The sequence below is a fragment of the Paraburkholderia sp. Clong3 genome (genome assembly GCF_050436485.1).
Classification (GTDB): Bacteria; Pseudomonadota; Gammaproteobacteria; order Burkholderiales; family Burkholderiaceae; genus Paraburkholderia; species Paraburkholderia tuberum.
Genome location: NZ_JBNDMH010000002.1, coordinates 177,636 through 197,548, shown reverse-complemented (window position 1 = coordinate 197,548; position 19,913 = coordinate 177,636). Strand labels below are relative to the sequence as shown.

Here is a 19,913-nt window from a genome sequence, read left to right as displayed (position 1 = left end):
CGTGAGAAGTTCCGAGCGTCTTTCCGTCTCCATTTCAGATATTCCAATCTCGCCGCCGATGTCCGTCCGCTATCCCCTATTGAATCGCGAGCTGGGCATTCTGGGTTTCAACGAGCGTGTGTTGGCGCAAGCCGCCGATCCCGCCGTCCCTTTGCTCGAACGTCTCCGCTTTATCTGCATCACCAGTAGCAACCTCGACGAATTCTTCGAAGTCCGCATGGCCGGGCTTCAGGAACAGATGGGCGACAACCCCGGCGCATTGTCGCCCGACGGCATGTCGCTGCTTCACATGTACGACCTCGTGGTCGAACGTGCGCAGAAGCTCGTGCATCGCCAGTACACGATGCTGCACGACACGGTGCTCACCGCGCTCGAACAGGAAGGCATCTATTTCCACGGCAACGAAGCCTGGAGCGACGCGCAGACCGAATGGGCGCGCAACTACTTCTTCAACGAACTGCTGCCGGTGCTCACGCCGATCGGTCTCGACCCCGCGCATCCGTTTCCGCGCGTGCTGAACAAGAGCCTGAACTTCGTCGTCGAGCTCGAGGGCAAGGACGCGTTCGGCCGTCAGGCGATGATGGGCATCGTGCAGGCGCCGCGCGCGCTGCCGCGACTCGTGCGCATGCCGCAGGAGCTGTCGGGTTATCCGCATGGCTTCGTGCTGCTGAGCTCGCTGCTCCAACACTTTGTCGGCGAGCTGTTTCCGAATCTCTTCGTGCGCAGCTGCAATCAGTTTCGCATCACGCGCAACAGCGAGCTGTTCGTCGACGAAGACGAAATCACCAATCTGCGCGTCGCGTTGCAGGGCGAACTGCCGGCGCGGCATCTGGGCAATGCGGTGCGGCTCGAAGTGTCGGCGGAAACGCCCTCGCATGTGGTGCGGCGCCTGCTCGACGAAAGCGGTCTGTCGAACAAGGACTGCTACTACGTGAACGGCCCCGTCAATCTGGTGCGGCTGATGCAGCTGCCCGAGATGGTCGACCGGCCCGATCTGAAGTTCGTGCCGCACATTCCGTCGACGCCGAGGCAGATCGCCAACAGCGCGAGCATGTTCGACGTGATCGATCAGGGCGACGTGCTGCTGCATCATCCGTACGAGAGCTTCCAGCCGGTGCTCGAGCTGCTGTTGCAGGCGGCCAAGGACCCGAACGTGGTCGCGATCAAGCAGACCATCTATCGGACCGGCACCGACTCGCCGCTGATGGATGCGCTGATGCAGGCCGCGCGCAACGGCAAGGAAGTCACGGTGGTCGTCGAGCTGCTCGCGCGCTTCGACGAGGAAACCAACATCAACTGGGCCTCGCAGCTCGAAGCGGTCGGCGCGCACGTGGTCTACGGCGTAGTCGGCCACAAGTGCCACGCGAAGATGATGCTGATCGTGCGACGCGTGTCGGCGGGCGGCAAGTCGAGCCTGAAGCGCTACGTGCACCTAGGCACGGGCAACTATCACCCGCGCACCGCGCGCCTCTATACCGATTTCGGTCTGATGACCGCCGATCAGAAGATCTGCGAGGACGTGCACCATGTGTTCCAGCAGCTCACCGGCATCGGCGGCGAGCTGAAGCTGCACGAGCTGTGGCAGTCGCCGTTCACGCTGCATCCGAAGCTCGTCGACGCGATCCGCAAGGAAGCCGAGCATGCGCGCGCGGGCAAGAAGGCGCGCATCGTCGCGAAGATGAACGCGCTGCTCGAGCCGACGGTGATCGCCGAGCTGTACGAAGCATCGCAGGCCGGCGTGAAGATCGATCTGATCGTGCGCGGCGTGTGCTCGCTGCAGCCGGGCGTGCAAGGGCTCTCCGAGAACATCACGGTGCGCTCGATCGTCGGGCGCTTTCTCGAACACCATCGCATCTACTACTTCTACGACGGCGGCAAGGAACAGGTCTATCTGTCGAGCGCCGACTGGATGGATCGCAATCTGTTCCGGCGCGTCGAAGTCGCATTCCCGGTCAACAACCGGCGACTGAAGCGGCGCGTGATCGCGGAAGGGCTGTCGGCGTTTCTCGGCGACAACCAGTCGGCCTGGTTGATGCAGAGCGACGGTCACTATCGCCGGCGCCGGCCGGGCAAGGCGTCGCGCAATGCTCAGATGAGTCTGCTCGGCAAGTTCTGTTCGTAGTCGTCCGCGTTTCGGGTGACTGCCGCGCTCAAACCTGTGCGGTTTGACAGCGCGCCGTCCGATACACCGGAAAGCGCACCGTGAACGTGCTGCCGCGCCCTTCTTCGCTCTTCACGTCGAGTTGCGCATCGTGCCGTTGCAGTACGTGCTTGACGATCGCGAGACCGAGCCCGGTGCCGCCCGTGTCGCGCGAACGGCTGCGATCGACGCGATAGAAGCGCTCGGTGAGCCGCGGGATATCGGCGGCCGGAATGCCGAGGCCGCTATCGGTGACCGAGAACACCGCATGGCCACCCTGCGCACGCCAGTTAATCTTGATCGAGCCGCCGTCCGGCGTGTAGCGGATCGCGTTCGTCACCAGATTGCCGAATGCGCTGAAAATCTCGGTTTCGACGCCGGTGACGGTCAGCGCTTCGTCGGCATCGAAGACGATCTTGTGATGATCGCTGGACAGGCTCTGCGCGTCGTCATGCAAATGCCGCAACACCGCGCGCATGTCGATCATCTGATCGCTCGGTGGCTTGTTGTCGCCTTCGAGCGTCGCGAGCACGAGCAGATCGCTGACGATATGACGCATGCGCGACGCCTGCTGCTCCATCAGCTCGAGATAACGCGCGCGCTCGGCTTCGCCCAACGGCAGCTCGCGCATCGTCTCGAGAAAGCCGGACAACACGGTGAGCGGCGTTTTCAATTCGTGCGACACGTTGGCGACGAAGTCACGCCGCATCGCGTCGGTGCGCTCGAGCTCGGTGATGTCCTGCGACAGCACGAGCTTGCGATTGTCGCCGTAAGGAAACACCTGCACCGACAGCACGTTCTGGCGCTTGTCGCCCATGCCGCGCATGATCAGCATTTCTTCGTACCGATGCGAATTCAGATAGCGCACGAAATCCGGATGACGCACCAGATGCGTGATGTGCTGACGCAGATCGCGCTTCGCATCGAGCCCAAAGTGGCTTTCGGAAATTGCGTTGCACCACTCGATCTGATCATGATCGTCGAGCATCGCGACACCGTTAGGCGACGCCTGGATCGCCTGGATGAAACGCGAATGCTGCTGCTCGACCTGGCGCACCTGGGCATGCCAGCGCTTCGCGAGCTTGTGCAGACGGTAATAGATTTCGCCCCAGATGCCGGGGGCGCTCGGCACTTCGCCGTACACCGGCGCGTCGAGCAGACGCCACAGACGCTGCTTGTGGAAGGTACTGAAGACGCTCTGTGCGAGCAGCAGGACGATGGCGAGAGCGAGCCCTGCCTTGACGTTCAGCAGTGCGCCGACCACCGCGCACAGAACAGCAAGCAGCACGACCGACACGATGGAGCGCGCCCAGATGATGTTCATGGTCTAGCGATCGAAGAGAAAATACAGCGCAGGAGGGAGGTACGGCGACACAGCGCCATGTGATGCAGCGCGCCGCCGACGGCTATCAGGCGCTCTTCGCCAGCCGGTAACCGCTGCCGCGTACCGTTTCAATCATAGCATCGCACCCGGCCGGCTTGAGTGCCGCGCGCAGACGCTTGATATGCACGTCGACGGTCCGCTCTTCGACGAACACGTGATCGCCCCACACCTGATCGAGCAGTTGCGTGCGGCTGTGCACGCGCTCCGGGTGAGTCATGAAGAAGTGCAGCAGACGGAATTCGGTCGGGCCGAGATCGAGCTTGATCTCGCTGCCTTCCGCATGCGCGGCGACGCGGTGCGTGGCCGGATCGAGCCTCAGGCCGTTGATTGCGACCACGTCTTCGGTCAGCTGCGGCGCGCGGCGGCGCAGCACCGCCTTGATGCGCGCCATCAGTTCCTTCGGCGAGAACGGCTTCGTCACGTAGTCGTCGGCGCCGATCTCGAGGCCGAGCACCTTGTCCTGCTCGTCGCCTCGCGCGGTCAGCATGATGATCGGGATATGCTTCGTACGCTCGTTGTTGCGCAGATCGCGCGCGAACGAAATACCCGATTTACCCGGCAACATCCAGTCGAGCAGCACGAGATCGGGCAGTACGTCGCTGATCAGGTTGTGCGCCTGCTCCGCGTTGTACGCGCGAATCGGGCAGTGCCCGGCGTGTTGAAGATTGACCGAAATCAGTTCGGAAATGGCGGGCTCATCTTCAATGACGAGAATGCTGCTGGGCATCGGCACCTCTGTTCCTTATCTCTGGATTAGCTGAGCGCTTCGCGTTCGAGCGTGTCGCGCGACTGGTGCCGCACGTCGGTACCCTTGACGATGTAGATGATGAATTCCGCGATGTTCTTCGCGTGGTCGCCGATCCGCTCGATTGCCTTGGCGATGAACAGGAAGTCGAGGCCCACCGAGATCGAACGCGGATCTTCCGTCATATACGAAATCAGCTTGCGCACGAACGCGCGGAATTCCTCGTCGATCGCCTTGTCGTCGCGCACGATCTGCGCGGCGGCGACCGTGTCCAGACGCGCGAACGCGTCCAGCGCACGGCGCAGGATCGACACGGCCATTTCGCCCGACAGCTTGATCTCGGCGATGTTGATGGTGCGCGATGCGCCGTCTTCCATCAGACGCTTGGTGCGCTTCGCGATCTTTTCGGCTTCGTCGCCGGCGCGCTCGAGGTTCGTGATGGTCTTCGAGATCGCGATCAGCAAGCGCAGATCGCGCGCGGCCGGCTGACGGCGCGCGATGATGTTGCTGCACTCTTCGTCGATCTCGACTTCCATCTTGTTCAGACGGTCTTCGGCGACGATCACCTGCTCGGCGATGTCGAGGTCGAATTCGTTGAGCGCCTGCATCGCGTTGACGATCTGCGATTCGACGAGACCGCCCATTTCGAGCACCTTCGACGAAACGAGGTTCAGGTCGGCGTCGAACTGGCTGGACAGATGTTTATCCGACATGTCGTACTCCGTTGTATTGCCCGGCGGATTAGCCGAAGCGGCCAGTGATGTAGTCCTCGGTTTCCTTGCGGACCGGCTTGATGAAGATCTTTTCGGTGTCGCCGAATTCGATCAGTTCGCCGAGGTACATATAGGCAGTGTAGTCCGAACAGCGGGCCGCCTGCTGCATGTTGTGCGTGACGATCACCACCGTGTAGTCGCTCTTGAGTTCAGCGATCAGCTCTTCGATACGGCCCGTCGAAATCGGGTCGAGCGCCGAGCAGGGCTCGTCGAGCAGCAGCACTTCGGGGCGAATTGCAATACCGCGCGCGATGCACAGACGCTGCTGCTGGCCGCCCGACAAACCGTAGCCGCTCTGGCCGAGCTTGTCCTTCGCTTCGTTCCACAGCGCCGCCTTGGTCAGCGCCCATTCGACGCGATCGTCCATTTCCGAGCGCGACAGCTTCTCGAACATCTTCACGCCGAACGCGATGTTGTCGTAGATCGACATCGGGAACGGCGTCGGCTTCTGGAACACCATGCCGATGCGCGCGCGCAGCAGCGAAATGTCCTGGCGCACGGTCAGCAGGTTTTCGCCGTCCATCACGATTTCGCCTTCCGCGCGCTGCTCCGGGTAGAGCGCGTACATCTTGTTGAAGGTACGCAGCAGCGTGGACTTGCCGCAGCCCGACGGGCCGATGAACGCGGTCACCTTGCCTTCGGGAATCTGCAGATTGATGTTCTTCAGCGCGTGATACTTGCCGTAGAAGAAGTTGAGGTCCTTGACCTCGATCTTCGGATGCGACGGCGTTTGTGCGTGAGCGCTGCTTTCGGGGTCGGAGCCCGCGGGCGCGGCATGCCCGATCGGATTGAGTTGAGTTTCTGCCATGTTCATCGGATTCACTCCGCCCTTACTTGTTCGAGAAGATCGCGCGCGCGAGGATGTTCAGTCCCAGCACCGCGAGCGTGATCAGGAAGACGCCGGCCCACGCGAGAGATTGCCACTGCGCGAACGGGCTCATCGCAAACTTGTAGATCGTGACCGGCAGGTTCGCGACCGGCTGGCCCATATCGACCGAGAAGAACTGGTTCGACAACGCGGTGAAGAGGAGCGGCGCGGTTTCGCCGGCAATCCGCGCGACCCCGAGCAGCACACCGGTGACGATGCCCGCAATCGACGCCTTCAGCGTGATCGACAGCACCATCTTCCACTTCGGCGTGCCGAGCGCGAACGCGGCTTCACGCATCGCGCTCGGCACGAGTTTCAGCATGTTTTCGGTCGTGCGAATCACGATCGGAATCTGCAGCAGCGCGAGCGAGAGCACGCCGGCCCAGCCGCTGAAGTGGCCCATCTTCACGACGACGAGCGCGTAGACGAACAGACCGATCACGATCGACGGCGCCGACAGCAGGATGTCGTTGATGAAGCGCGTGAGGTTCGCGAGCCAGCCCTTCTGGCCGTATTCGGCGAGATAGACGCCCGCCATGATGCCGATCGGCGTGCCGACGAGCGTTGCGAGCCCTACCAGCATCACGCTGCCGACGATCGCGTTGGCGAGACCGCCGCCGTCGGTGTTCGGCGGCGGCGTCGACTGCGTGAACAGCTCGACCGACAGACCGCCGATACCGAGACGCAGCGTCGTATAGAGAATCCACACGAGCCACAAGAGACCGAACGCCATCGCCGCGAGCGACATCGTCAGCGCGAGCGCGTTCGTCATGCGACGGCGTCCTTGCAGGCGCACGCGCATCGTTTCGAGCGTCGCGGGGTCCTTCAGACCCGGCATGTTCAGGGACGGCCCGCTCATTTCGCGCCCTCCCCTTTCTCAAGACGCAGCAGCATGATTTTCGAAATCGCCAGCACGATGAATGTAATCACGAACAGGATCAGGCCGAGTTCCATTAGCGCCGACGTATGCAGGCCCGGCTCCGCTTCCGCGAACTCATTGGCGAGCGCCGAGGTGATGCTGTTGCCCGGCGAAAACAGCGAAATATTGTCGAGCAGGTTGGTGTTGCCGATTACGAACGTGACCGCCATCGTCTCACCCAGCGCGCGGCCGAGACCGAGCATGACGCCGCCGATCACACCGCTCTTCGTGAACGGCAGCACGATCTTCCACATCACTTCCCACGTCGTGCAGCCGATACCGTACGCCGATTCCTTCAGCAGCACCGGCGTGACTTCGAACACGTCGCGCATCACCGCTGCGATGTACGGGATGATCATGATCGCAAGGATCACGCCCGCGCACAGAATGCCGATGCCGATCGGCGGACCGGCGAACAGCGCGCCGACGATCGGAATGCCGCCGAGCACCGCGCCTAGCGGCTTCTGGAACCACACCGCGAAGATCGGCGCGAACACGAGCAGACCCCACATGCCGTACACGATCGACGGAATCGCGGCGAGCAGCTCGATCGCGATGCCGAGCGGCCGGCGCAGCCACGCGGGCGACAGTTCAGTCAGAAACAGCGCGATACCGAAGCTGACGGGCACCGCGATGAGCAGAGCGATGATCGACGTCGCGAGAGTGCCGTAGATCGGCACGAGCGCGCCAAATTGCTTGCTGGGTGGATCCCACACCGCCGTCCACAGGAACGCGAGACCGAACTCGCGAATCGACGGCATCGAGGCGACGATCAGCGACACGATGATGCCGCCGAGCAGCAGCAGCGTGACGATGGCGGAAAGGCGTGCGAGGCCGCCGAAGATCACATCGCCCGAGCGGCCAGGCGCTTTCTGCTGCGACGCGCTGCCAGGCGGAGTGGCCCGGCTCGTGCCGGACCCTAAATGAATATCGGACATGAGAGCCTGAGGGACCTGTTTCCAGTTGCCGGACGACACATGTCGGGCGGTCGGTGATGCATGCGGCGCATGCCGCGTGAAAGTCACAGGCCGTCCTCGCACGAGGACGGCCGGGGTGCTACAGGGCGCGGCCCAGATCGACCGCGCCAGCTTACGCCTGTTACTCGTCGAGCGTCTTGCCTGCCGAATCCTTGATCTTCTGCTTCCACTGCGTGCGGATTTCCGAGACGACCGACTGCGGCAGCGAGATGTAGTCCAGATCGTTCGCAGCCTGGCCGCCGTTCTTGAACGCCCAGTCGAAGAACTTCAGCGTTTCCGCGCCTTGCGGTGCCTTGTCCTGCGTCGTGTGCAGCAGCACGAACGTCGCGCCGACGATCGGCCATGCGTTCTTGCCCGGCTCGTTCGTCAGAATCTGATAGAACGACTTCGACCAGTCGGCGCCGGCCGCCGCTGCCTTGAACGTGTCGGTCTCCGGCTGAACCACCGCGCCGGATTCGTTCTTCATCGCGACGTAGTTCATGTGGTTCTGCTTGGCGTACGCCCATTCGACGTAACCGATCGCGCCCGGCAGACGCTGCACGAAAGCCGCGACGCCGTCGTTGCCCTTGCCGCCCGTGCCGGTCGGCCAGTTGACCGTCGCACCTTCACCGACCTTCGTCTTCCATTCCGGGTTGACCTTCGACAGGTAGTTCGTCCAGATGAAGCTGGTGCCCGAACCGTCGGCGCGGCGCACCACGGCGATGTCCAGATCCGGCAGCTTGACCTTCGGGTTCAGCGCGACGATTGCCGGGTCGTTCCACTTCTTGATCTTGCCCAGGTAGATGTCGCCGAGTACTTCACCCGACAGCACCAGTTCGCCCGGCTTGACGCCCGGCACGTTGACTGCCGGCACCACGCCGCCGACCACCGTCGGGAACTGGAACAGGCCTGCCTTCGCGAGTTCGTCGTCCTTCAGCGGAGCGTCCGACCCTGCGAAATCGACGGTCTTCGCCTCGATCTGCTTGATGCCGCCCGAAGAACCGATGCCTTGGTAGTTAACCTTGCCGCCGCCGGTCTTCTGATAAGCGTCGGCCCACTTCGTGTAAATCGGTGCCGCGAACGTGCTGCCCGCGCCGGTGATGTCTGCGGCTTGCGCTGCGATTGCGAAGAGCGCGCCAGCGACGCCAGCGAACACGGTTTGCATCAATTTCATGAGACCTCCAAGGGGTGTGAGCGTGTGGTGTGAGCGTGAAACTCGAACACCGCGAAGCTTAGGGTCTCTTTATGACAAAAACGTGACTGATAATGAATCAGATGTGACAGTCATATTACCCCGTGAAAGGTGCCGAAGCCGCCGAATTGCCGCTGTGCCGATGCCCGTTGCATCGCATTTTTCAGGGTAGACGAAAAAGATGGGGCGCGAACGTTTGCGCTGCGCGCGGAGGTCGTTTTTGTGCGGGATGTGCCGTCCTTTTGGCGGCTGCGGAGTGGGATTCGATGGGGTGAGGAATGAGCCTTCGTTGGGTGTGAAAGCCCGGCCACGCAGTTTATGGAGCCCGCTGAATCTTCTGCTTGCGACGCTCAGGCAGGCGGCAAGCGGTCGCCACCGCCCGCCGTCGACTCGGGAATCGATCAGGCCGTCGCTACCCGCACGGCTTCGGCAATCGCTTCAGAATGCTCGAGCGCGTCCGCGACGTTCTGCGCCTCCACCATCACGCGCAGTACCGGCTCGGTGCCCGACGCGCGAATTAGCACGCGGCCGCGGCCGTCGAGCGCGCCTTCGGCCACCTTGATCGCACTGCGGATCGTCTCGCTGCCCTTCCAGTCCGAGCCGGGCTTCATGCGTACGTTGATCAGCTTCTGCGGAAACAGGGTGACACCGTCGAGCAGATCCGCGAGCGATTTGCCGCTGCGCTGCATCGCCGCCAGCACGAGCAGAGCGGACACGATGCCGTCGCCGGTCGAATGGCGATCGAGTGACAGAATGTGGCCCGAACCTTCGGCGCCGAGCTGCCAGCCGTGCTCGCGAAGCTGTTCGAGCACATAGCGGTCGCCGACCGCGGCGCGCACGAACTTGACGCCGGCATTCTGCAGCGCGACCTCCACGGCCATGTTGGTCATTAGCGTGCCGACCGCTCCTTCCACGTGGCCGGCGGTCGCCATACGGTCCTTGACCAGCACGTACAACAGCTCATCGCCGTTGAAAAGGCGGCCGGACTCGTCGACGACCTGCAGACGGTCGGCGTCGCCATCGAGCGCGATACCGAGGTCCGCGTGGTTCGCGCGCACCGCGCGAACCAGCGCATCCGGCGCGGTCGCGCCGACGCCGTCGTTGATATTGAAGCCGTTCGGCGAGACGCCGATCGGGATCACTTCCGCGCCGAGCTCATGGAACACGTGCGGCGCGACGTCGTACGCGGCGCCATGCGCGCAATCGACGACGAGCTTCATGCCGCGCAGGTCGTACGCGGCCGGGAATGTGCTCTTGCAGAACTCGATGTAGCGGCCACCTGCGTCATCGAGACGGCGCGCTTTGCCCAGTTGCTCGGAGGCCGCGCACGCGAGCGGCAGTTCGAGCTGCTCCTCGATCTGCGCCTCGACGTCGTCCGGCAGCTTGTTGCCGTCGGCCGAGAAGAACTTGATGCCGTTGTCGTAGTACGGGTTGTGCGATGCGCTGATCACGACACCCGCGCCAAGCCGCAGTGCGCGCGTCAGATAGGCGATGCCGGGTGTCGGCATCGGGCCGGCCAGCATCACGTCGACGCCGGCGGCCGAGAAGCCCGATTCGAGCGCGGCTTCGAGCATGTAGCCCGACACCCGCGTGTCCTTGCCGATCAGCACGGTCGGACGGGTGCCTGTTTTCGCCCATTGATCGGCGCCCGCGAGCACCTTGCCGGCCGCATAGCCGAGCCGCAACACGAATTCCGGCGTGATCGGGCCTTCGCCGACCTTGCCTCGAATGCCGTCCGTTCCGAAGTAACGACGTGCCATGTTTGTTCTCCCTGTCCGTGGCTGCGGGTTCAACCGTGCGCGCGGCTCTGCTTGTCCGCGTCGCGCAGGGTTGCCCATACTTTCAATGCATCGACTGTTTGCGCGACGTCGTGTACGCGCAGAATCGCGGCGCCCCGTTCGGCCGCGCACACCGCCGCGGCGATGCTGCCGGCCACGCGCTCCGGCGCCGGCCGCCCCGTCACCGCGCCAACCATCGACTTGCGCGACATGCCCGCAAGAATCGGATACGGCGAAGCGGCGCGCGGAGCCGTGTCGCGCAGATGCGCGAGCAGCGCGTAGTTATGCTCGACGACGACCTTGCCGAAGCCGAAACCCGGATCGACGCTGATACGCTCGCGCGCAATCCCCGCCTGCTGCAACGTCGCGACACGCTCCTCGAGGAAGTGGCGCACTTCGCCGACGACGTCGTCATAGTGCGGCTCGCCCAGCTGCATGGTCTGCGGCTCACCTAGCATATGCATGACACAAAGGCCGCAGTCGCTGTCGCGCACCGCGTCGATCGCGCCGGGCATGCGGAAGCCCCAGATGTCGTTGATCAGGTCGGCGCCCGCGTTCAACGCATAACGCATCACTTCCGGCTTGTACGTATCAACCGACAATGGCACGTTCGCGCCACGCAGTTGCTCGACGAGCGGCAACACGCGCTCCAGCTCTTCGTCGAGCGGCACCGGCGGCGCGCCAGGACGCGTCGATTCCCCGCCGATATCGATGATGTCCGCGCCCTCAAGCATCATGCGCTCGGCCTGGCGCAGCGCATCGCCGCGCGTCGCGAACTTGCCGCCATCGGAAAAGGAATCGGGAGTGACGTTCAGGATGCCCATGACCAACGGGCGTTCGAACGTCAGCTTGAAGCGGCCACACTGCAGCGGCTCTGGAAGGGGTGCGGAAGAGGAATCGACTTTCGACACGTAGCAATGCTTCACTTGGAACGGATAAATGCAAAACGGGCCGGTGTGTAGCACACCGGCCCGCACTTTCTACTGGCTGCCGATCAGGCCGGCGCGGTTGCGCTGCCCGGCTTGACTTCGGTGCCCGGGCTGCCGCCCGACGAGGCGTCGCTTGCCGACGGCGGCGAGCTCTTCGGCGAACGCGGCGGACGGCCTGCCATGATGTCGTTGATCTGATCGGCGTCGATCGTCTCCCACTCCATCAGTGCGGCGGTCATCGCCTCGACCTTGTCGCGGTTCTCTTCGAGCAGGCGCCGTGCGAGATTGTACTGCTCGTCCAGCACATGACGGATTTCCGCGTCGACCTTCTGCTGCGTCGCTTCCGAAATGGTCCGCGTGAAGCCTCGGCCGAACGGCGAAGCGTCGTTCTCGTCGTCGACATAGACCATCGGTCCGAGCGCATCCGTCATGCCGAAGCGGGCAACCATTGCGCGAGCCGTCTGCGTCGCCTTGTTGAAGTCGTCCGACGCACCGGTGCTGATCAGGTTCAGGAACAGCTCTTCCGCGACGCGGCCACCGAACAGGATGGCAAGACGGTCGAGCAGATATTCCTTCGAGTACGTTTCGTTGTCATGCTCCGGCAACTGCCATGTGACGCCCAGCGCACGGCCGCGCGGAATGATCGTGACCTTGTGCACCGGATCGGCCTTCGGCAACAGCTTCGCGATCACCGCATGACCCGATTCGTGATACGCGGTAGCACGCTTCGATTCTTCGCGGATCACAGCCGACTTGCGCTCTGGACCCATGAAGATCTTGTCCTTCGCATCCTCGAAGTCCGTCATTTCGACGATGCGCTTGCCGCGGCGCGCCGCGAACAGTGCTGCTTCGTTGACGAGGTTTGCGAGATCTGCGCCCGAGAAACCGGGCGTGCCGCGCGCGATCACTGCCGCATCGACGTCGTTCGAGATCGGCACCTTGCGTAGGTGCACCTTCATGATGTGCTCGCGGCCGCGAATATCGGGCAGACCCACGTACACCTGACGGTCGAAACGGCCCGGACGCAACAGCGCCTTGTCGAGCACATCCGAACGGTTCGTCGCGGCGATCACGATGACGCCCGAGTTCGCCTCGAAGCCGTCCATTTCGACGAGCATCTGGTTCAGCGTCTGTTCGCGCTCGTCGTTGCCGCCGCCCATGCCGGCGCCTCGATGACGGCCGACCGCGTCGATTTCGTCGATGAACACGATACACGGCGCGTGCTTCTTGGCCTGCTCGAACATGTCGCGCACGCGGGCCGCGCCGACGCCGACGAACATTTCCACGAAATCTGAACCTGAAATGCTGAAGAACGGCACCTTCGCCTCGCCGGCGATGGCGCGCGCGAGCAGCGTCTTACCGGTTCCCGGCGGGCCAACGAGCAGCACGCCGCGCGGAATACGACCACCGAGCTTCTGGAATTTCTGCGGATCGCGCAGGAAGTCGACGAGTTCCGACACTTCTTCCTTGGCTTCGTCGCAACCGGCGACGTCGGTGAAATTGATTGCGTTGTTGTTCTCGTCGATCAGCCGCGCGCGCGACTTGCCAAACGAGAAGGCCCCGCCTTTGCCGCCCCCCTGCATCTGTCGCATCATATAAAACCAGAAACCGATGATCAGGATCGTCGGTCCGAGGTAATACAGCACGGACATCAGTGCATTGGGTTCGTCGTCAGCCTTGCCGCTCACCTGTACGCCATACTTCATCAGATCGCCGACCATCCAGATGTCGCCGGGCGACACGATCTGGTACTTCTGGCCGTCTGCTGGAGTGACCGTGAGGTTCCGCCCCTGGACAATGACGTTCTTGACTTTGCCGTTCTTCGCGTCGTCCATGAACTGCGAATAGGAAACGCCTTCCTGGACACGGGGCTTGTCGAACTGCTTGAACACCGTAAACAGCACCAGTGCGATCACCAGCCACACTGCTGCTTTCGAAAACATATTGTTGTTCAAAGCACCACTCCTTCACTTAGACGGGCGCCTACATTTGCCTTGCGGCACCACGAAAGCATTCTAATCCAGTCCGCAGCCCCCTGCCATAACGTTTCACTACCACGGAAATAGGGTAGCGGGCCGGCTTGACGCCCGTCTCCGGACGCATCGGGCTCATTATTGGCAGAGATGGAACCGGCTCGCCGCATCCCTATGCGGGACGCTTCAGATGCTTACCCAAAATAAATGTTTCTGACGATTTATCCCGCGACGCCTTCGGCTTGCGGGCCGCCACCACCTTGAATTGGCGTTTGAACTTTTCGACAATCTGACTGTATCCGCTGCCGTGAAAGCATTTGACTAAAAGGGCACCATCCGGCTTCAGGTGATTTTGCGCGAATTCGAGCGCGAGATCGCATAAATGCTCGATCCGCGCCGCATCCGCGATCGCCACGCCCGACAGGTTGGGCGCCATATCCGAAATTACAAGGTCTACCTGGCGCGCACCGACCAATTCTTCGAGCTGGACCAGCACCGAGTCTTCGCGGAAATCGCCCTGGATGAAGTGCACGTCGGCCACCGGCTCCATTGGCAGAATGTCCAAAGCGATGATCGTGCCGTCGATGCCACCTTCGCGCTCCGCGTTGCGCTGCGAGCCGCCCGCGAGCTTGTTGCGCACGTACTGGCTCCAGCTGCCCGGCGAGGAACCGAGATCGACGATCACCTGCCCGGGACGGATCAGCTTGTCCTGCTCGTCGATTTCCTTGAGCTTGTAGGCCGCGCGGGCGCGATAACCTTCCCGCTGCGCCATTTTGACGTACGGATCGTTGATGTGGTCGTGCAGCCACGCGGTATTGAACTTGTTTTTTGCCATTAAAGATTTAACTATTGCTGCGTCGGGTCGCGCTTTAGGGGATAATACGCGGTTAATTCGCGCGGCCCCCGCCAGACTGGCGGCGATCCGCGATTCTGTTGTTCTGACGCGCGCCCTGCTGAATCGAGTGGCCCGAATCGCTCGGCGATCGGACGCAAACGCAGGAGCCGCCATTTTAGTCGAGTCTTCCACTTTCCATGCCAGCCCTCAAAGTCTCTTCCGACCAACGCGCCGAGTTGCGCTCCCAGGCACATGCGCTCAAACCGGTCGTGCTCGTCGGCGCCGAAGGCTTGACCGACGCTGTGCTCGCCGAAATCAAAGTGCACCTCGCCGCGCATCAACTGATCAAAATTCGCGTGTTCGGCGATGAGCGCGAGGAGCGCATCGCTATCTACGAAGAAATCTGCGACGCGCTGAACGCTGCACCGATCCAGCATATCGGCAAGCTGCTCGTGATCTGGAAGCCAGAATCGGCACAGCCGGCGGCAAAAGCGAAGCGCGGCGCGTTGCCGAGCGCCCGCGAAGCGGCAGCCGAAGAAGCCCGGCCGGCCAAGGGACGCGCACCCCGCATCGTCAAGGTCGCCAAGCCGACCGATGTGCCGATGCGCAAGCCGCGAGCGAAAGCGGTGCTGGTGCGCGGCAATGAACGCGTGACGCAGGGCGGCAACATCAAGCGCGCGAAGAAGCGTCAAACCAGCGCAAAGCGTTCGCATCAGTCGAAGTAAGAGAACACGCGCCCAAGGTGCGGACCGACTCCGCACTGCGCATTGGCGGCCTTGAGCGCGAGGCCCGAAGCAGCGCGAATAAACCGTAGTTGGACACCGGAATCGCGACGATTCGTCGCATTGTGAGGGTCATCGCGGGCATCGGCATCGACCCGGCGGCCATGGCACGCGCACCGTCACACCATCAGCCACCCGCGAGCTTCAGCCCGCCACCTTGCCCGTGACGCCGCGCGCGCCCTCTTCCTCGGCCGCGGCACCAACAGGCGCCGGCAGCAGCCAAACGAGCGCAACCCCTAGCAGGCTCTCGATCAGGTAGAACAGACTGGACACGCCATGCAGGATGCCGAAGCGCGTCGCATAAACGGAATGCCCGATGTCGCTGCCCGCCTCGAGCGCCGCCACGCGCATCGCGTTCATGAACGGCTGCAACGCGAAATAGCCAACCAGCACGCATACGAGCATACCGGCGAGCAGCCAGCGCAAGCGGCGATATGCGCCACTCCCGCGCCGCACGAGCAAATTGGCGAGACCGAGCAGCAAAATGCCGCACACGACGCCAATCACACCCTGAATACGAAACAGCTGCGCGGCGACGGCGCCCGCCGTCATCCGGTCGAGCGTCGTGAACAGCACGGGCGCAACCGCATAGCCGATAGTCAACAGACTACCGACCCACACCACCGTCAACAGGCGGAAAAAACGATGCGGCATCAAAGACACCGGTGCCACCCTCAGATGTAGCTGACCGCGATGATTTCGTATTCGCGCACGCCGCCCGGTGCTTGCACCGACGCGACGTCGCCTTCCGACTTGCCGATCAGCGCACGCGCGATCGGCGAGCTGATCGAGATCAGGCCGTGGTCGATGTCCGCTTCGTCGTCGCCGACGATCTGGTATTTGACCGACGCACCCGACTCGAGGTCTTCGAGCTCGAGCGTCGCGCCGAACACCACGCGGCCGTCCGCTTCCACTTGCGACGGATCGATCACCTGCGCGCCCGCGAGCTTCGACTCGATTTCGGCGATACGGCCTTCGATGAAGCCCTGCTTTTCCTTCGCAGCGTCGTATTCCGCGTTTTCCGACAGATCGCCCTGGGCGCGCGCTTCCGCGATCGAGTTGATCACGGCCGGACGTTCAACCGATTTCAGGCGCTGCAATTCATCGCGCAGCATGTCTGCGCCGCGCTTCGTCAATGGAATAGTGCTCATAAACAACTCTGGAGGCAAAAAACGGCCATAAAAAAAATCACCGCGGTTAAGTGCATTCCGCGAAAGCCGCCGCCCGTGGACAAACCCGGGCCGCAGCACCTGCGGAACGCCGCTTAACCGCGGCACTTACATCTTGGACAGCTAGTCGAAGCCTTAGTTTAGGCGAGCATGGAGTCCTTGTAAATCATAGACTTCCAGGTTCTTCAGATAACGAAGACCCTCCACCGCCGCGCGCGCGCCCGACATCGTCGTGTAGTAGGTGACCTTGTTCGCCTGCGCGCTCATGCGGATCGAACGCGAATCGGCGATCGCCGCGCGCGTTTCGTCGACGGTCGTGAAAACGAGCGCGATCTCGCCGTTCTTGATCATGTCGACGATGTGCGGACGGCCGTCCTTCACCTTGTTGACGACCTTGACTGGCACGCCGGCCGCTTCGATCGCGGCAGCCGTGCCCTTGGTCGCGACGATCGGGTAGCCGAGCTCGTGCAGCATGCGCGCGACTTCGACTGCCTTCGGTTTGTCGGCGTCCATCACGGTCAGCAGCACCGTGCCCGATTCGGGCAGACGCGAACCCGCCGCGAGCTGCGACTTGAACAGAGCCTCGCCGAACGTCTGGCCGACGCCCATCACTTCGCCGGTCGAACGCATTTCAGGTCCGAGCACCGGGTCGACCGCCGGGAACTTGACGAACGGGAATACCGCTTCCTTCACGCTGAAGTACGGCGGCTCGACTTCCTTCGCCACGCCTTGCGCGGCGAGCTTCTGGCCGACCATCGCGCGCGCTGCGATCTTCGCGAGCGGCAGGCTGGTCGCCTTCGACACGTACGGCACCGTGCGCGACGCGCGCGGGTTCACTTCGAGCACGTAGATGATGTCGTCCTTCGAGCCGTCAGCCTGCGGTACCTGCTGGATCGCGAACTGCACGTTCATCAGGCCGACCACGTTCAGCGCCGTCGCCATCGCAGCGGTCTGGCTCTTCAGTTCGGCGACGGTCGCCTTCGATAGCGAATACGGCGGCAGCGAGCAGGCCGAGTCGCCCGAGTGCACGCCCGCCTGTTCGATGTGCTCCATCACGCCGCCGATGAACACGGCATCGCCATCGGAAATGCAATCCACGTCGCATTCGATCGCGTCGTTCAGGAAGCGGTCGAGCAGCACCGGCGAGTCGTTCGACACCTTCACCGCCTCGCGCATATAGCGCTCGAGATCTCGCGGCTCGTGGACGATTTCCATCGCGCGGCCGCCCAGCACGTACGACGGACGCACGACGAGCGGATAGCCGATTTCGTCGGCGAGCTTCAGTGCTTCGTCTTCGGCGCGCGCGGTGCGGTTCGGCGGCTGGCGCAGACCGAGGTCCTGCAGCAGCTTCTGGAAGCGCTCGCGGTCTTCGGCCGCGTCGATCATGTCCGGCGACGTACCGATGATCGGCACACCGTTCGCCTCAAGGTCGAGCGCGAGCTTCAGCGGCGTCTGGCCGCCGTACTGCACGATCACGCCGACCGGCTTTTCCTTGTCGACGATTTCGAGCACGTCTTCGAGCGTCAGCGATTCGAAGTACAGACGGTCGGAGGTGTCGTAGTCGGTCGACACGGTTTCCGGGTTGCAGTTGACCATGATCGTTTCATAGCCGTCCTCGCGCATCGCGAGCGCGGCATGCACGCAGCAGTAGTCGAACTCGATACCCTGGCCGATCCGGTTCGGGCCGCCGCCCAGCACCATGATCTTCCTGTTGCTGGTCGGATTCGCTTCGCACTCTTCCTCGTAGGTCGAGTACATGTACGCGGTCCTGGTTGCGAACTCGGCCGCGCAGGTGTCGACGCGCTTATACACCGGACGCACGTTCAACTCGATACGACGAGCGCGCACGTCCGCCGGCTTCGCGCCGAGCAGCTTGGCCAGACGACGATCCGAGAAGCCGCTTTGTTTCAGATACTTCAGCTCCTCCTTCGTCAGGCTCGCCAGCGTGCGGCCTGCCAGCGCATTTTCCTTCAGCACGATCTGTTCGATCTGTGCGAGGAACCACGGGTCGATCGCGGTCTCCTCGAAGATCTCTTGCGCGCTCATGCCCACACGGAACGCGTCGCCAACATACCAGATGCGATCCGGACCAGCTTCGCCGATCTCGCGGATGATCTCGTCGCGATTGGCGGTCTTTTCATCGAGACCGTCGACGCCGACTTCGAGGCCGCGCAGCGCTTTCTGGAACGACTCCTGGAACGTGCGGCCGATCGCCATCACTTCGCCGACCGACTTCATCTGCGTGGTCAGGCGCGAATCGGCTTCACGGAATTTCTCGAACGCGAAACGCGGGATCTTCGTGACGACGTAGTCGATCGTCGGTTCGAACGATGCCGGGGTCTGGCCGCCGGTGATTTCGTTCTTGAGTTCATCCAGCGTGTAGCCGACCGCCAGCTTCGCCGCGACCTTCGCGATCGGGAAGCCGGTTGCCTTCGACGCCAGCGCCGACGACCGCGACACGCGCGGGTTCATTTCGATCACGATCATGCGGCCGTCTTTCGGATTGATCGAGAACTGCACGTTCGAGCCGCCCGTGTCGACGCCGATCTCGCGCAGCACCGCGAGCGACGCGTTACGCAGGATCTGGTATTCCTTGTCGGTCAGCGTCTGCGCCGGAGCGACCGTGATCGAGTCGCCGGTGTGGATGCCCATCGGGTCGAGGTTTTCGATCGAGCAGACGATGATGCAGTTATCCGCCTTGTCGCGGACCACTTCCATTTCGTACTCTTTCCAGCCGAGCAGCGACTCTTCGATCAGCAGCTCGCGCGTCGGCGACAGGTCGAGCCCACGCTTGCAGATCTCTTCGAACTCGTCGCGGTTGTACGCGATGCCGCCGCCCGAGCCGCCCAGCGTGAACGACGGACGGATCACGACCGGATAGCCGCCGCTGCCAGTTTCCACGGCGATCTTCGCCTGCACCTGCAGCGCTTCTTCCATCGAATGCGCGGTGCCCGACTTGGCCGAACCGAGGCCGATCCTGGTCATCGCGTCCTTGAACTTCTGGCGGTCTTCCGCTTTGTCGATCGCTTCCGGCGATGCGCCGATCAGCTCGACCTCGTACTTCGCCAGCACGCCGTGCGCGTGCAGGTCGAGCGCGCAGTTCAGCGCGGTCTGGCCGCCCATCGTCGGCAGGATCGCGTCCGGGCGCTCCTTCGCGATGATGCGCTCGACCACTTCCCACGTGATCGGCTCGATATAGGTCACGTCGGCCGTGTTCGGGTCGGTCATGATCGTCGCCGGATTGCTGTTGACGAGAATGACCTTGTAGCCTTCCTCACGCAGCGCCTTGCATGCCTGCGCGCCCGAATAATCGAACTCGCACGCCTGACCGATGATGATCGGACCCGCGCCGATGATGAGGATGCTCTTGATGTCTGTCCGCTTGGGCATAACGCTCTCGCTAATGTATTCCTGAATTCTTTCCGTCGGCGCGCCGTTTTCACGTTGCGCGCGCTGTTTCGCGGCATGCC

General features: G+C 62.8%; 16 protein-coding genes. 2 read left to right on the top strand and 14 right to left on the bottom strand.

The features are described 5' to 3' along the window. Positions 1–58: 58 nt before the first annotated feature. The gene (gene ppk1, locus OKW30_RS05240; RefSeq protein WP_184071676.1) at positions 59–2,122 is read left to right on the top strand and encodes a polyphosphate kinase 1; all 2,064 of its coding nucleotides are present in this window, start codon (positions 59–61) and stop codon (positions 2,120–2,122) included. 28 nt (positions 2,123–2,150) lie between these two features. On the opposite strand, the gene phoR is transcribed toward ppk1, so the two are convergent. From phoR to OKW30_RS05185, 11 genes are all read right to left on the bottom strand, one after another. Then, entirely contained in the window at positions 2,151–3,464 is a 1,314-nt protein-coding gene (phoR, locus tag OKW30_RS05235) for a phosphate regulon sensor histidine kinase PhoR (RefSeq protein WP_429346171.1), read from the bottom strand. Between the two features lie 85 nt (positions 3,465–3,549). Beyond that, entirely contained in the window at positions 3,550–4,251 is a 702-nt protein-coding gene (gene phoB / locus OKW30_RS05230) for a phosphate regulon transcriptional regulator PhoB (protein ID WP_429346170.1), read from the bottom strand. 26 nt (positions 4,252–4,277) lie between these two features. Then, the gene (gene phoU, locus OKW30_RS05225) at positions 4,278–4,982 is read right to left on the bottom strand and encodes a phosphate signaling complex protein PhoU (protein ID WP_184028343.1); all 705 of its coding nucleotides are present in this window, start codon (positions 4,980–4,982) and stop codon (positions 4,278–4,280) included. Between the two features lie 28 nt (positions 4,983–5,010). Beyond that, complete coding sequence (pstB, locus tag OKW30_RS05220) at positions 5,011–5,856, bottom strand: phosphate ABC transporter ATP-binding protein PstB (RefSeq protein ID WP_429346169.1); 846 nt, start codon at positions 5,854–5,856, stop codon at positions 5,011–5,013. A gap of 16 nt (positions 5,857–5,872) precedes the next feature. Continuing rightward, positions 5,873–6,769 (bottom strand): phosphate ABC transporter permease PstA, encoded by an 897-nt coding sequence (gene pstA, locus OKW30_RS05215; RefSeq protein WP_429346168.1) that lies wholly within the window; start codon positions 6,767–6,769, stop codon positions 5,873–5,875. Then, entirely contained in the window at positions 6,766–7,767 is a 1,002-nt protein-coding gene (gene pstC / locus OKW30_RS05210; RefSeq protein ID WP_184071668.1) for a phosphate ABC transporter permease PstC, read from the bottom strand. The genes pstA and pstC overlap by 4 nt, the downstream gene beginning before the upstream one ends. A gap of 160 nt (positions 7,768–7,927) precedes the next feature. Continuing rightward, positions 7,928–8,959, bottom strand: coding sequence for a phosphate ABC transporter substrate-binding protein PstS (gene pstS / locus OKW30_RS05205; RefSeq protein ID WP_090801106.1), 1,032 nt, complete (start codon positions 8,957–8,959; stop codon positions 7,928–7,930). 419 nt (positions 8,960–9,378) lie between these two features. Continuing rightward, positions 9,379–10,737: a phosphoglucosamine mutase gene (glmM, locus tag OKW30_RS05200; RefSeq protein WP_187628003.1), complete on the bottom strand. Its 1,359-nt coding sequence runs from the start codon at positions 10,735–10,737 to the stop codon at positions 9,379–9,381. 29 nt (positions 10,738–10,766) lie between these two features. Further along, positions 10,767–11,579: a dihydropteroate synthase gene (gene folP, locus OKW30_RS05195; RefSeq protein WP_184071745.1), complete on the bottom strand. Its 813-nt coding sequence runs from the start codon at positions 11,577–11,579 to the stop codon at positions 10,767–10,769. A gap of 170 nt (positions 11,580–11,749) precedes the next feature. After that, positions 11,750–13,639 (bottom strand): ATP-dependent zinc metalloprotease FtsH, encoded by a 1,890-nt coding sequence (gene ftsH, locus OKW30_RS05190; protein WP_018421239.1) that lies wholly within the window; start codon positions 13,637–13,639, stop codon positions 11,750–11,752. Positions 13,640–13,829: 190 nt separating this feature from the next. Further along, entirely contained in the window at positions 13,830–14,492 is a 663-nt protein-coding gene (locus OKW30_RS05185; protein WP_184028328.1) for an RlmE family RNA methyltransferase, read from the bottom strand. A gap of 197 nt (positions 14,493–14,689) precedes the next feature. On the opposite strand from OKW30_RS05185, the gene OKW30_RS05180 reads away from it, so the two are divergent. Beyond that, the gene (locus OKW30_RS05180) at positions 14,690–15,217 is read left to right on the top strand and encodes a YhbY family RNA-binding protein (RefSeq protein ID WP_187628002.1); all 528 of its coding nucleotides are present in this window, start codon (positions 14,690–14,692) and stop codon (positions 15,215–15,217) included. A gap of 201 nt (positions 15,218–15,418) precedes the next feature. Here OKW30_RS05180 and OKW30_RS05175 read toward each other — a convergent pair whose 3' ends face one another. From OKW30_RS05175 to carB, 3 genes are all read right to left on the bottom strand, one after another. Further along, positions 15,419–15,928, bottom strand: coding sequence for a DUF4149 domain-containing protein (locus tag OKW30_RS05175; RefSeq protein WP_026225946.1), 510 nt, complete (start codon positions 15,926–15,928; stop codon positions 15,419–15,421). Between the two features lie 20 nt (positions 15,929–15,948). Next, a complete protein-coding gene (gene greA, locus OKW30_RS05170) occupies positions 15,949–16,425 on the bottom strand; it encodes a transcription elongation factor GreA (RefSeq protein WP_026225947.1) in 477 nt (158 codons plus the stop codon). Between the two features lie 153 nt (positions 16,426–16,578). After that, positions 16,579–19,833, bottom strand: a complete 3,255-nt coding sequence (gene carB, locus OKW30_RS05165) for a carbamoyl-phosphate synthase large subunit (RefSeq protein WP_429346167.1) — start codon at positions 19,831–19,833, stop codon at positions 16,579–16,581. Positions 19,834–19,913: the final 80 nt, after the last annotated feature.

Bases quoted from the DNA above. Each gene is read 5' to 3' on its own strand.
- ppk1 (WP_184071676.1), top strand. From the start codon at position 59: ATGTCCGTCCGCTATCCCCTATTGAATCGCGAGCTGGGCATTCTGGGT.
- phoR (WP_429346171.1), bottom strand. From the start codon at position 3,464: ATGAACATCATCTGGGCGCGCTCCATCGTGTCGGTCGTGCTGCTTGCT.
- phoB (WP_429346170.1), bottom strand. From the start codon at position 4,251: ATGCCCAGCAGCATTCTCGTCATTGAAGATGAGCCCGCCATTTCCGAA.
- phoU (WP_184028343.1), bottom strand. From the start codon at position 4,982: ATGTCGGATAAACATCTGTCCAGCCAGTTCGACGCCGACCTGAACCTC.
- pstB (WP_429346169.1), bottom strand. From the start codon at position 5,856: ATGAACATGGCAGAAACTCAACTCAATCCGATCGGGCATGCCGCGCCC.
- pstA (WP_429346168.1), bottom strand. From the start codon at position 6,769: ATGAGCGGGCCGTCCCTGAACATGCCGGGTCTGAAGGACCCCGCGACG.
- pstC (WP_184071668.1), bottom strand. From the start codon at position 7,767: ATGTCCGATATTCATTTAGGGTCCGGCACGAGCCGGGCCACTCCGCCT.
- pstS (WP_090801106.1), bottom strand. From the start codon at position 8,959: ATGAAATTGATGCAAACCGTGTTCGCTGGCGTCGCTGGCGCGCTCTTC.
- glmM (WP_187628003.1), bottom strand. From the start codon at position 10,737: ATGGCACGTCGTTACTTCGGAACGGACGGCATTCGAGGCAAGGTCGGC.
- folP (WP_184071745.1), bottom strand. From the start codon at position 11,579: ATGGGCATCCTGAACGTCACTCCCGATTCCTTTTCCGATGGCGGCAAG.
- OKW30_RS05185 (WP_184028328.1), bottom strand. From the start codon at position 14,492: ATGGCAAAAAACAAGTTCAATACCGCGTGGCTGCACGACCACATCAAC.
- OKW30_RS05180 (WP_187628002.1), top strand. From the start codon at position 14,690: ATGCCAGCCCTCAAAGTCTCTTCCGACCAACGCGCCGAGTTGCGCTCC.
- OKW30_RS05175 (WP_026225946.1), bottom strand. From the start codon at position 15,928: ATGCCGCATCGTTTTTTCCGCCTGTTGACGGTGGTGTGGGTCGGTAGT.
- greA (WP_026225947.1), bottom strand. From the start codon at position 16,425: ATGAGCACTATTCCATTGACGAAGCGCGGCGCAGACATGCTGCGCGAT.
- carB (WP_429346167.1), bottom strand. From the start codon at position 19,833: ATGCCCAAGCGGACAGACATCAAGAGCATCCTCATCATCGGCGCGGGT.